Source organism: Mariprofundus erugo (assembly GCF_005818865.1).
Taxonomy (GTDB): domain Bacteria; phylum Pseudomonadota; class Zetaproteobacteria; order Mariprofundales; family Mariprofundaceae; genus Mariprofundus; species Mariprofundus erugo.
The window spans coordinates 160,410-171,708 of record NZ_VBRY01000001.1; the positions used below are offsets into that span (position 1 = coordinate 160,410).

Sequence of the window (11,299 nt, forward strand, 5' to 3'; positions counted from 1 at the left end):
TATTTGTTACAGCTGCACAGGATGCGTGGAACAAATGCTACCTGTATGCGTCCACCCGGCCAGCTGTCGTGCTTGCAACACCTGTGCAGTTTCACAGGCCTGTTCTGCCCGCTGAAAAAGGGCAATGCATGCTGACCCGCTGCCACTCATCCAGGCAATATCCGAGCAGTTGCGGAGCTCTTCCAGCAGGCATGCCATGGATTTATTCATGCTGCAGGCGGCCTCTTCAAGGTCATTATGTCCCATCTGATGAATGCCGGCGCGCATGGTATCCACCCCTTGATGGGTGGTCAATGCAGGATGCGTCCGGTCAAAGTGTTCAAAAACACGGGTTGTCGACAGGCCGGAGCCGGGCCAGGCCAGCAGCATCGTGGTATCTGGCAGCGGATCCGGGTAGGGGTGGAGTCTGTCGCCAACACCGGAGGCAATGCTTGCCTGGCCATAGAGGAAACAGGGGATATCGGCCCCGAACGGGGTGGCGAATGCAATGAGCTCTTCCCGGGTGAGTCCTGTTTGCCAGAGTTTGTTGGCAGCCAGCAGGGCGGTGGCGGCGTCTGATGAGCCGCCGCCAAGGCCGGCCTGTTCCGGAATCGATTTTTCAATATGGACAGACAAGCCTTGCCTGATGTTGTGACGATCTCTTAATGCCGACAGGACGCGATGGACAAGATTGGCTTCGCCTCCCAGATGGGGGCGTGAGCAGGTGACGCTAATGGTCTCTGCGGCCTGAAAGTGAAGTGTGTCGCATGCCTGGCTGAAGGCAAAGGCTGTATCCAGATCGTGCATGCCATCGTCACGAATGCGGGTGACGGAGAGGTAGAGGTTGATCTTGGCCGGTGCGGGCAGGGTCAGTGTCATGGTTGTATCACCAATGTGGCCTGGCGACCGTGTTTGCTGTCGATCATGGTCAGGCGGTTTGTTTCCGGCTGCCATTGCAGCTGTATCCGGGTGCCGGCCACGCTGCTTTCCCAGTGGTTCGGGGATTTGCTGCGAAAGCCTGGTGGCATGTTGCCGAGCAGAATGGAGGCAAGTCTGGCTGGCGGTATTACAATGCCGTGTTCGGCCAGTTGCTGAAGAGTGAGCGGGCGCCATTCATGGTGGCGGTTATCGCGCAGCTGCATGTTGTTTCCCTGCCACGTGAATTCAACGACGGTATTGCTGGCAGCATGAGTCAGGCGAAGTGAGCCGTGGTTTTTGTCCGGTGCCTGCCAGTCGATCAGGGTCTGCCAGCGCCTGTTCGGTTCGATCACGATCAGGCGTCCGCTGAACGCAGGGTAAGGGCCAATGTTGTCGGCTTGCTTTGCCTGCTCCGGGCTCTGTGGTGACGGGGTGGTGGCACAACCGGCAAATAACACGGCATGACATGCAATGAGCATGGCGAGCAGGTGTTGTTTTATATGTGTTACCGGCATCACTTGCCGCTTTGCAGTCCGTGTTTGATCTTGTGTTCCAGCTCCTTCGGATGGTCGGAGTTCAGCTCAAGTGCCTTGTGCCATGCCTGACGCGCTGCATCACTGCGTCCTGCCTGCCAGAGCATGTCACCATAATGTTCGTGCATGATGGTGTCGTTGGCAATTTGCTGAATCGCTTTTTCCTGCGTGCTGACGGCGAGTCCGAAATCGCCCAGTTTGTAATAGACCCAGGCCAGTGAGTCCAGGTAGTAGCCGTCATCCGGCTTTTCCTGCAGTGCACGCAGGATCAGCTCTTTAGCGCGATCAAGCTGGATGCCCTGCTCGGCAAAGGTGTAGCCGAGGAAGTTCAGTGCATCCGCATATTTCGGATTGTGGGCGAGTACCCTGTTCAGGGTGCTCTCAACCCTGGCGTAATCCTTGAAGTGCTCGAATGCGACAGCGCGATTGAACAGCAGCTGCGGGGGGAGTTTTTGTTGCAGCTCAAGCAGTGCTTCGGTCTCATCCAGTAGCTGCCTGAACTGGTTTTTGCTTAAGCGAATGCTTGAGAGCAGCAGATGGGCATCCAGCTCGTTCGGCCGCTGTTTCAGAATGGAGAGCAGTCGCACTTCGGCCTGATCCATATGGTCGCGGTGGATATCCATGGCTGCGAGGCGGATTTGGGCCTGGAGTCCCATCTCGGTATCCGGTCTGATTTTCTCATACTGGCTTTGGGCTTCGTCAAACTGCTCGAGGGCCTCAAGGCTTGCCGCCAGATAGTAGCGATTGTTGTCATCCGGCTGCATTTCCAGCAACTGCCGGAAGGTTTGTTCGGCCAGTTTATAGTCACCATGCTGAAAGTAGAGCATGCCAAGTGGCCGCAGGGCCTCCGGGCTGTTGCCGCTATGGGCTGCAGCATTGCGATAGATGAGAATGGCTTCGGTTAGTCGCTTTTCCTCAATCAGCAATCTGGCCAGCGCATGGGTTACCTTCATGTCTGCCGGATGTTCCAGCAGAAAATCCTGCAACAGTTTTTCGGCTTCATCCCTGTTATTGGATTTGCTGGCAAGGTCGCTGAGGATCAGGGTGGCGGCATCGTTATCGGGCATCAGCTTGCGCATGCGCATCAGTGAAATGCGGGCGTTGGTCAGGTCGCCTTTTCGTACCAGCAGCTGAGCCTCAAGCATGCGCAGCGTGCTGCTTTCCTTGATGCGAATGCCTGCTGCGACAGAAGCAAGGGCCTTGTCGATCTGGCCCTGGCTGGCAAAAATGGTTGCCTGCATGCTGCGTGCTGAGTCATTGTCAGGGTGGTTATGTAAAAAGCCCTCGAGCTTTTCCAGTGTCATCGCCGTATCGCCTCGGGCAATATAGATACGGTATTGCGCCAGTTGCAGCTGCTGCCGCTCCTCATCGGAGAGTGATGTGCCGGATAGCAGGGTGGCGATATGCTGCTCGGCTTCATCGATTCGTCCTGACTGCATCAACAGTGAAACCAGCTGCAAATGGGGCTCGGCAGCGCCGGGATCTTTTTTGATCAGGGCGGTTAACAGTTCGATGGCCATTTCGCGGTTGCCATCGCGAAGTGCATTCAGGGCGGCAAGATAAAGAAAGTCCGGTTCCATCTGGGCGATTGCAGCCTGGGACTCAGCCTTGTTGATGGTATGGGACTGGGATGTGGCCGGTTTTTGCTGTGCTGCCGGTTGACTCTCCAGTGACTGGTGCTCACCGCATGCGGTCAGCAGCCATAGCAGTGGCAGAGAGTACAGAAACAGTTTATTCATGGGCTGTATGCTCCACAATTTCGACGGCGGCAAAGCGGCTGAGTTCTTCGTTGATGGTCCAGCAGCGAACGTCATGACTCTTGCCCTGATAGACGCTGATAATCGGATAGGCAAAACCCTCCCAGGCGCTGCCCAGATCGGTTGGCGAGGGGCGGGGCGGGCAGTCTGGATGGGAGTGATAGACCCCGATAATTTCCGTGCCACTGCCACGCAGCTCCCGATCAATGGCCTGGTATCCCGCAGGATCAAGCTCGAAACGGTCGGCTGCCCGCTCATGGTTGAGATTGGCAACAGGGCGGACATCGCATACAAGCCAGCCGGAGGCATTCATCGTGCCTGTTAACAGGCCGCAGATCTCGTGCGGGTAGCCGCGCTCGGCCTCCTGGCGCATCTGCCTCAGGCAGGCATCCGGTATTTGCAGGCGATCGGATGAGTCTTTTTGCTCAATGACCGCAAGATATTCAGGGCTGCGAAATCGCTCCGGTTCATGCATTGCTGTCGTCAATATGTGCTCCATGGCTGTTGCTGGAAGTCGGGTGGTAACCCTATCGCCTGCCTGTGACTTGCCAAGCGCAATGATTTATCCATAATGCATTTACGGACGAAGGGGATTTATTATGAAAATAAAACAATCACTTGCCAGATTTGCCCTTGTGGGTGTTGTCAGCGGGCTGTTGGCCTGTTCGGCGGAGGAGCCGGCTCCGCATGTCAGTATCGTGCAGCCGCTTGATGGTGCGACAGTTGGTCGGGCGGTCAAGGTTGTGATGGCCGTTGATGGTATGAAGTTGCATGAGGCGGGGGAAATTATTCCCGGAACCGGTCATTTCGATCTGATTGTTGATGGCAGTTATGCCCCTATGGGGGAGATGATTGTGGATGATCGGGAGCATCACCATTTTGAGAAAGGGGAGACCGAGGGGACGATTCATCTGTTGCCCGGTGATCATGTGCTGACCCTGCAGTTTGCCAACGGGCACGATAAGTCCTACGGCCATGCGCTGGGGCATTCTATTACGGTTCACGTGAAATAAGGCCGGCTTTACCTCGGGCTGCGGCTGTTTTATGTGGCTGCGGCGGTTATCTGTTGCTGTTTTCGTCGGCAGGGATGGCCGGATCGACGTGTGTCATCAGATGAAGTACGGGGTGGTTGCTCATGACGTTGGTGGTGACCAGCAGGGCAATATCATGTCCCTGCTCAACGGTGAGTTGACCATCTATCTCAAGGTGGACGTCAGCAAGGATCATATCGCCGGTTTTTCGGGTTTTGAGATCATGAAAGCCAAGTACACCCGGTGTATTGCTGATGGTCTCCGAGATGGCTTTGATTTGCTCTTCCGCCGCCGAGCGATCCATCAGATCATGCAGTGCATCCCAGAAGAAGCCCCAGCCCATTTTTCCGACCATGATGCCGACAATCAGTGCGGCTACGGGGTCAAGCAGGGGCAGGCCGAGCAGGTTGCCGCCGATGCCGATCGCTACAACAAGCGATGAGGCTGCGTCCGAGCGGGCGTGCCATGCATTGGCGACCAGCATGCTGGAACGTACGCGTTCAGCGACGGCCAGCATGTAGCGGAAAAGAAGCTCCTTGGCGACAAGGGCGACAAGGGCAACCCATAGGGCTGCCATGTGTACGGTGGCAATGGTCTCCGGTGCTTCAAGCTTGTGTGCGGCACTCCAGGCCATGCCGATGCCTACGGCAAGAAGAATGGCGCCAAGTGCGAGGGAAGCGCCGTTTTCATAGCGCTGGTGACCATAGTGGTGGTTTTCATCCGCCTCTTTTTTGCTGTGGTGGGCGGCAATCAGGACCACGAAATCTGCGACCAGGTCAGACAGTGAGTGAATGCCGTCGGCAATCAGTCCCTGTGATGAAGAGAAAAAACCTGTGATAACCTGAGTGATCGAGAGGCAGAGGTTGACGGCAACACTGGTCCACGTGGATTTTCTGGTGGCTGCGTCCCGTTCTTCTGAAGGTGCCTCGCTGCCCAGCTCGGCCATGTCACGTATCTCCATGAGTATCCCTGTTTGAATCGATGTTGGCAGGAATGGTCCTGCCGGCGCCTTAAATGAAGCTGAACAGGTATGGGGAATAAAAAAAGGGAAGGCATTTGCCTTCCCTTTTTTCTGTGCGGTGCTGCAAGCTTAACGCTTGGAGAACTGTGGTGCGCGACGTGCTTTCTTAAGACCGGCTTTCTTGCGCTCAACCTTACGGGCGTCACGGGTCAGGAAGCCTGCTGCCTTAAGCTGGCCACGAAGGCCGGAATCATAGTCCAGAAGAGCGCGAGCCAGACCGTGGCGGATTGCGCCAGCCTGACCGGAAACGCCGCCGCCGAATACATTGACGCGGATGTCCATGCGATCGGAGAGCTGGGTCTCATTCAGTGGCAGGAGAGCCTGCTGGCGAATGATTTCAACCGGGAAATAGTTTTCTACTTCACGACCATTGATCACTACGTTGCCAGTACCTGGCTGAATGATAACGCGGGCTACGCTGCGCTTGCGGCGGCCAGTGCCGCGATAGATTGTCTCTGCCATATTATGATTCCTCTGTGCTATCTCAGTTCAGTTTCATTGCTTCAGGCTGCTGTGCTGTGTGCGGATGATCGCCGCCAGCATATACCTTCAGCTTTTTCAGCATGGAGCGGCCCAGAGGACCCTTCGGCATCATGCCTTTGACGGCTGATTCAATGATGCGCTCCGGATGGTTTGCACGCTGCTTCTCAAGGGTAATGCTCTTGATGCCGCCAACGAAGCCGGTGTGGTGATAGTAGACCTTGGCCTCTTCTTTCTTGCCGGTCACACGAATTTTTTCGGCATTGATAACAATTATGTGGTCGCCGCAATCTGCATGAGGGGTGTATTCCGGGCGGTGTTTGCCACGCAGTACAGTGGCAATCTGAGTGGCCAGACGTCCCAGCACAAGATCAGTGGCGTCAACAACATACCATTTTCGTTCAATGTCGCCGGGGCGGACAGTCCAGGTAGCCATGATATTCATCTCCAGTGTATATTGTCTGGCTGACGCATCAAAATGTGGTCTGCCATGCAAAGGCGGCGCATTATAGAAGAGCTCGTGTTGATGTCAATTCCTCTTTGTTCTGCCGGGAGTGAATCAGCTGTGATGAAGAGCTTGCTTTCGATTGCCGGTATCATTCGCTATGATGCCGCCTTCATATACAGATACGAGGTGATATTGCATGGATGAGCGACTGACAGGTGAAGGCCTGACCTTTGATGACGTATTGCTGGTGCCGCAGGCCAGTAATGTGATGCCCCGCAGTGTGGATACCTCTGCCCAGCTTACGCGCAATATCAGATTGAATATCCCGGTGTTGTCAGCGGCGATGGATACAGTAACAGAGTCCCGCACCGCGATTGCTCTGGCGCAGGAAGGTGGAATCGGCGTGATTCACAAAAACCTGACGCCTGCTGAACAGGCGGCCGAGGTTCGGCGCGTAAAGCGTTTTGAGGCAGGTGTTGTACAGGAGCCGCTGACCGTGGGGCCTGATACCACGCTTGAGCAGTTGCTCAGGCTGGCTGCAGAAAATAATTTTTCCGGATTCCCGGTACAGGATGCTGACGGCAAGGTTTGCGGTATTGTCACCAATCGTGATATCCGCTTTGAGCGTGATCCGGCTAAGAAGGTGTCTGAAATGATGACCCCGCGTGATCGCCTTGTGGTGGTCCGCCAGGGTGTCGAGCTGGATGCATGCAAGGATCTTTTCCGCCAGCACAGGATTGAAAAGCTGCCGGTTGTCGATGACGATGGTTACCTCAAGGGTATGATCACTGTGCGTGATATCGAGAAGTCGAAGGCATTTCCGAATGCCGTACGCGACAATCTCGGCCGCCTGCTGGCTGCAGCAGCGATCGGTGTGGGTGATAAGGAGCTGGCCCGTTTTGAGGCATTGTATGCTGCAGGCGTGGATGCGATTGTGGTTGATACTGCTCATGGCCACTCACGCGGTGTGCTTGATCAGGTACGCGAGTTGAAAAATACCTATGGTGATAAAATCCAGATTATCGGCGGCAATATTGCGACGCCTGAAGCTGTGATTGATCTGGTTGAGGCTGGTGCGGATGCGGTCAAGGTGGGCATCGGTCCGGGCTCGATCTGCACCACCCGTATGATCGCCGGTGTCGGTGTACCTCAGCTGACCGCGATCATGCAGTGTGCCGATGCCGCCCGCGCGGCCGGTGTGCCGGTGATTGCGGATGGTGGTATCAAGTTGTCAGGTGACTTCGCCAAGGCGATGGCTGCCGGTGCATCCACCTGCATGTTCGGCTCCATGTTTGCCGGTACGGAAGAGGCACCGGGCTCGAAGATTCTTTATCAGGGCCGTACCTATAAAGCCTATCGCGGCATGGGATCGATCGGTGCGATGAAAAAGGGCAGCAAGGATCGCTATTTCCAGGGTGACGTGGATGAGGCGATGAAGCTTGTGCCGGAGGGTATCGAAGGGCGCGTTGCCTATAAGGGCCCGCTGGGCGATATCCTGCATCAGCTGGTTGGCGGTCTGCGTGCAGCCATGGGCTACACCGGCGCGGCATCGATCGATGAGATGCACAAGCGTGCCCGTTTTGTGCGCATTACCGGTGCCGGTTTGAGAGAGTCGCATGTACATGATGTGACCATTACCGAAGAGGCACCGAACTACCGCCTGGACGTATAACAATATTAAATCTGTCACAGAGAGGTATGGAAACCGGGAGTGATCCCGGTTTCTTTATATCCGTGTGATGATGTCATGAGAGATGGATACAATGGATAAGATACTCATTCTGGACTTCGGTTCTCAGTACACCCAGCTGATTGCGCGCCGGGTACGTGAAGCGGGCGTATACAGTGAACTGCATCCGTGGGATATGTCGGAAGAGGATATTCGCAGTTTTGAGCCATCCGGCATTATTCTTTCCGGTGGACCGAACTCCGTATACGAGGCGGAGACGCCCAAGGCGGCCGATGCCGTATTTACACTCGGTGTGCCTGTGCTTGGTATCTGTTATGGCATGCAGACAATGGCAGCCCAGCTCGGTGGTGGTGTAGAGACCGGCGAGGTGCGTGAATTCGGCTATGCTGAAGTGTATACCTCGGCTGACTCGGCCCTGTTGCGCGGTATTGAAGATAAGGAAAACGGTATTCTGGACGTCTGGATGTCGCATGGTGACAAGGTGACGATGCTGCCTGCCGGTTTCCATGTCATCTGCAGCAATGATTCGACACCGATTGCAGGTATGGCCGATGAGTCACGTCATTTCTATGCCGTGCAATTTCACCCTGAAGTGACACATACCCGCCAGGGCAAGGCCATTCTTGCACGCTTTGTGCATGATATTTGCGGTTGCGGCAATGACTGGACGATGCCTAACTATATCGATGAGGCGGTGGCCCATATTCGCCGGCAGGTCGGCGATGAAGAGGTGATTCTCGGTCTTTCCGGAGGTGTTGACTCATCCGTGGCTGCTGCTTTGCTGCATCGCGCGATCGGTGATCAGCTTACCTGCGTCTTTGTTGATAACGGTTTGTTGCGCCTGAATGAGGCCGAACAGGTGATGGAAACCTTTGCCGATCATCTCGGTGTACGGGTCATTCATGTGGATGCCAGTGATGAGTTTCTTCGCCATCTGGCCGGGGTGTCTGACCCCGAGGCCAAGCGCAAGATCATCGGCCGTGAGTTTGTTGAGGTCTTTCAGCGTGAAGCAGAAAAGCTGCCGCTGGCAAAGTGGCTGGCGCAGGGAACGATTTATCCCGATGTGATCGAATCGGCCGGCTCAAAAACCAAAAAAGCGCATACCATCAAGAGCCACCATAATGTGGGTGGTCTGCCTGAAACACTGCACCTGAAGCTGCTCGAGCCGCTGCGCGAGCTGTTCAAGGACGAAGTGCGCGAGCTTGGTGTGGCGCTCGGATTGCCGCGTGAGATGGTTTATCGTCACCCGTTCCCGGGTCCGGGCCTTGGTGTTCGTATTCTCGGCGAGGTGAAGAGGGAGTATGCCGATCTGTTGCGGCGGGCGGATGCGATCTTTATCGAGGAGTTGCGCTCTTCCGGCTGGTATGACAAGACTTCGCAGGCATTTGTGGTGTTTTTGCCGGTCAAGTCTGTCGGTGTGATGGGTGATGGTCGTACCTATGAGTGGGTTGTCGCCCTGCGTGCTGTGCAGACACAGGATTTTATGACTGCGCATTGGGCTGAGTTGCCACATGCCCTGCTGGCCAGAGTGTCCAATCGCATCATTAACGAGGTGCGTGGCATTAACCGCGTGGTCTATGACGTGTCCGGCAAGCCGCCTGCAACGATCGAGTGGGAATGAACGTGGTACGGTTGACGTACTGAAAATCATTAATTCTGGAGAGACAATGAAAAAAGCAATAATTGCATCTGTATGTGTGGCCATGCTGGCAGCCTGTTCACAGCAGTCGGAAGTCAAGCCTGCTGCGGTTGCGCTTGATAATGACAAGGCCAAGCTCAGCTATGCCATCGGTATGGATATCGGCTCATCGCTGAAGTCATTGTCAGCAGAGTTTGATCGGGCGACACTGATTGCCGCGATCAATGATCGTCTGGATGGCAAGGATATGAAGCTGACTGATGAGGATGCCGGCAAGGTGAAGCAGGAGTTCTTCAAACAGCAGGCAGAGAAGCGGGCGAAAGAGCAGGCTGAAAAAGCGGTGAAGAACAAGGCTGAAGGCGAAAAGTTCCTGGCCGAAAATGCCAAAAAGCCGGGTGTAACTGTGACGGCAAGCGGTTTGCAGTATGAGGTATTGCAGGCAGCAGACGGACCAAAGCCGAAAGAAAGTGATGATGTAAAGGTTCACTATCGCGGTACGCTGCTGGATGGCACCGAATTCGACTCCTCCTACAAACGTGGTCAGCCGATTACCTTCCCGCTCAGTGGTGTGATCAAAGGCTGGACCGAAGGCGTACAGCTGATGAATGTGGGCTCGAAGTTCAGGTTCTATATTCCGGCTGATCTTGCCTATGGCGAGCGCGGCGCCGGTGCAACGATTGCTCCGAACAGCACGCTGATTTTCGAGGTGGAGCTGCTGGGTATTGAGGATCCTGCCAAGGCTGAATAAGAAGCGGCAATGATTTTGTCACGCGTCATGAAACAGGCCGGTATTCGCAAGAATGCCGGCCTGTTTTCTTTTGTGCTTCAGTTGGCGTGAAAATTGCTGTCATACGCTGAGTTTCAGGTTATGGGGGATTAGCAGAATGGATGATAAACAGGCAATACGAACAGCTATACAGCCGCTGGCTGTGCTCAGGCCGATGACGCCGGAAGCGATGGAGGCTGTTCCACATCAGTATCTGGCTGCCGGCTACATCTGTATCAGAGCGTTTCCGTTCAGGGTTGGCAGGGAGTCGCGTGTACGCATGAGTGGCAGCCATGAGCGTATCATGGAGCGCCCACGCTTTCACGGGCGGGGCCCGAATAATGATTTTTACCTGATTGATGCCGGCCATCCCCTGAATATTTCACGCGAGCACTTTCAGCTTGAATGCCTGCATGGAGGCGGCTATCGCCTGCTGGACCGGGGCAGTGCCTGTGGTATCAGTGTGAATGGTCGCCATCTTGCCGGACATGATCGGGGAGGGGAGGCAGCCCTTGCCGATGGTGATGTGATTACGGTGGGCTCCGAGAGCTCCCCGTATATTTATCGCTTTATTGTGCTGAGCTGATCCGCTTCGGTACCATCGTGTAGCAGGACTGTTATTCCGGCGTAATGACGTGCCCGGCAATGGCCAGCTTTTTCTCTTCGATGCCCTGAAAAATTGTCAGGGTTTCAGTGGCTGAACCATGGTCGAAGAGAATCCGGTAACCGTACATATAATAGTCGCCCCGGTAGCGAGGGTCCTTTTGCGAATACATTTGATGAAACTCCCTGATGGGGCCGAATCGCTCTGTCAGGGCGGTCAGGGTTGATTGCCACGCATTTCGGCTATGTGTCTGGAAAAAGGATTCATCATAACAGGCCAGCAGCGTCTCCCAGTCACCGGTCTTGTATGCTTCATGATAGCGATTGACGAGCTGGTCCGCTCCGCCCTGATCGGCAGCTTCATAGCTGCAGGCGGTGAAAAACAGTGGTAGCAGCATCAGCAGTGCAAACAGTTTCTTCAAGTGGGCCTCCGA

13 protein-coding genes are annotated in these 11,299 nt (G+C 55.1%); 5 read left to right on the forward strand and 8 right to left on the reverse strand.

Features of this window, described 5'->3' with window-relative positions:
- Positions 1-6 precede the first annotated feature (6 nt).
- The 4 genes from ispE to FEF65_RS00780 are packed head-to-tail and all read right to left on the reverse strand — an operon-like array spanning position 7 to position 3,674.
- Positions 7-858, reverse strand: a complete 852-nt coding sequence (gene ispE / locus FEF65_RS00765) for a 4-(cytidine 5'-diphospho)-2-C-methyl-D-erythritol kinase (RefSeq protein ID WP_138237876.1) — start codon at positions 856-858, stop codon at positions 7-9.
- On the reverse strand, positions 855-1,412 hold the full coding sequence (locus FEF65_RS00770; protein ID WP_138237877.1) for a lipoprotein insertase outer membrane protein LolB: 558 nt from the start codon (positions 1,410-1,412) through the stop codon (positions 855-857). Before FEF65_RS00770 ends, ispE begins: the two co-directional genes overlap by 4 nt.
- Positions 1,412-3,169 (reverse strand): tetratricopeptide repeat protein, encoded by a 1,758-nt coding sequence (locus tag FEF65_RS00775; RefSeq protein WP_138237878.1) that lies wholly within the window; start codon positions 3,167-3,169, stop codon positions 1,412-1,414. Before FEF65_RS00775 ends, FEF65_RS00770 begins: the two co-directional genes overlap by 1 nt.
- The gene (locus tag FEF65_RS00780) at positions 3,162-3,674 is read right to left on the reverse strand and encodes a M67 family metallopeptidase (RefSeq protein WP_238701090.1); all 513 of its coding nucleotides are present in this window, start codon (positions 3,672-3,674) and stop codon (positions 3,162-3,164) included. The genes FEF65_RS00775 and FEF65_RS00780 overlap by 8 nt, the downstream gene beginning before the upstream one ends.
- A gap of 112 nt (positions 3,675-3,786) precedes the next feature.
- Between FEF65_RS00780 and FEF65_RS00785 the strand changes: the two genes are divergently transcribed.
- Positions 3,787-4,200: a DUF4399 domain-containing protein gene (locus tag FEF65_RS00785; protein ID WP_138237879.1), complete on the forward strand. Its 414-nt coding sequence runs from the start codon at positions 3,787-3,789 to the stop codon at positions 4,198-4,200.
- Positions 4,201-4,246: 46 nt separating this feature from the next.
- On the opposite strand, the gene FEF65_RS00790 is transcribed toward FEF65_RS00785, so the two are convergent.
- From FEF65_RS00790 to rplM, 3 genes are all read right to left on the reverse strand, one after another.
- Positions 4,247-5,179 carry a cation diffusion facilitator family transporter gene (locus FEF65_RS00790; protein WP_138237880.1) on the reverse strand — a complete coding sequence of 311 codons (933 nt, stop codon included), beginning with the start codon at positions 5,177-5,179 and terminating at the stop codon, positions 4,247-4,249.
- A 129-nt stretch (positions 5,180-5,308) separates the two neighbouring features.
- Positions 5,309-5,701 (reverse strand): 30S ribosomal protein S9, encoded by a 393-nt coding sequence (rpsI, locus tag FEF65_RS00795; protein ID WP_138237881.1) that lies wholly within the window; start codon positions 5,699-5,701, stop codon positions 5,309-5,311.
- Positions 5,702-5,723: 22 nt separating this feature from the next.
- On the reverse strand, positions 5,724-6,155 hold the full coding sequence (rplM, locus tag FEF65_RS00800; protein ID WP_138237882.1) for a 50S ribosomal protein L13: 432 nt from the start codon (positions 6,153-6,155) through the stop codon (positions 5,724-5,726).
- 208 nt (positions 6,156-6,363) lie between these two features.
- Here rplM and guaB point away from each other — a divergent pair, with 208 nt between their 5' ends.
- The 4 genes from guaB (at position 6,364) to FEF65_RS00820 (ending at position 10,848) form a co-directional block, all read left to right on the forward strand.
- The gene (guaB, locus tag FEF65_RS00805; RefSeq protein WP_138237883.1) at positions 6,364-7,839 is read left to right on the forward strand and encodes an IMP dehydrogenase; all 1,476 of its coding nucleotides are present in this window, start codon (positions 6,364-6,366) and stop codon (positions 7,837-7,839) included.
- A gap of 91 nt (positions 7,840-7,930) precedes the next feature.
- A complete protein-coding gene (gene guaA / locus FEF65_RS00810; protein WP_138237884.1) occupies positions 7,931-9,478 on the forward strand; it encodes a glutamine-hydrolyzing GMP synthase in 1,548 nt (515 codons plus the stop codon).
- A 46-nt stretch (positions 9,479-9,524) separates the two neighbouring features.
- A complete protein-coding gene (locus FEF65_RS00815; RefSeq protein ID WP_138237885.1) occupies positions 9,525-10,244 on the forward strand; it encodes a BamJ family beta-barrel-assembly machinery protein in 720 nt (239 codons plus the stop codon).
- 136 nt (positions 10,245-10,380) lie between these two features.
- Complete coding sequence (locus FEF65_RS00820; protein WP_161595144.1) at positions 10,381-10,848, forward strand: FHA domain-containing protein; 468 nt, start codon at positions 10,381-10,383, stop codon at positions 10,846-10,848.
- Between the two features lie 31 nt (positions 10,849-10,879).
- Here FEF65_RS00820 and FEF65_RS00825 read toward each other — a convergent pair whose 3' ends face one another.
- Entirely contained in the window at positions 10,880-11,287 is a 408-nt protein-coding gene (locus FEF65_RS00825; protein ID WP_238701091.1) for a hypothetical protein, read from the reverse strand.
- Positions 11,288-11,299: the final 12 nt, after the last annotated feature.

Coding starts and splice junctions, on each gene's coding strand:
- FEF65_RS00815 (WP_138237885.1), top strand. CDS start 9,525: ATGAAAAAAGCAATAATTGCATCTGTATGTGTGGCCATGCTGGCAGCC.
- FEF65_RS00775 (WP_138237878.1), bottom strand. CDS start 3,169: ATGAATAAACTGTTTCTGTACTCTCTGCCACTGCTATGGCTGCTGACC.
- guaA (WP_138237884.1), top strand. CDS start 7,931: ATGGATAAGATACTCATTCTGGACTTCGGTTCTCAGTACACCCAGCTG.
- guaB (WP_138237883.1), top strand. CDS start 6,364: ATGGATGAGCGACTGACAGGTGAAGGCCTGACCTTTGATGACGTATTG.
- FEF65_RS00770 (WP_138237877.1), bottom strand. CDS start 1,412: ATGCCGGTAACACATATAAAACAACACCTGCTCGCCATGCTCATTGCA.
- rpsI (WP_138237881.1), bottom strand. CDS start 5,701: ATGGCAGAGACAATCTATCGCGGCACTGGCCGCCGCAAGCGCAGCGTA.
- rplM (WP_138237882.1), bottom strand. CDS start 6,155: ATGGCTACCTGGACTGTCCGCCCCGGCGACATTGAACGAAAATGGTAT.
- FEF65_RS00785 (WP_138237879.1), top strand. CDS start 3,787: ATGAAAATAAAACAATCACTTGCCAGATTTGCCCTTGTGGGTGTTGTC.
- FEF65_RS00790 (WP_138237880.1), bottom strand. CDS start 5,179: ATGGAGATACGTGACATGGCCGAGCTGGGCAGCGAGGCACCTTCAGAA.
- ispE (WP_138237876.1), bottom strand. CDS start 858: ATGACACTGACCCTGCCCGCACCGGCCAAGATCAACCTCTACCTCTCC.
- FEF65_RS00820 (WP_161595144.1), top strand. CDS start 10,381: ATGGATGATAAACAGGCAATACGAACAGCTATACAGCCGCTGGCTGTG.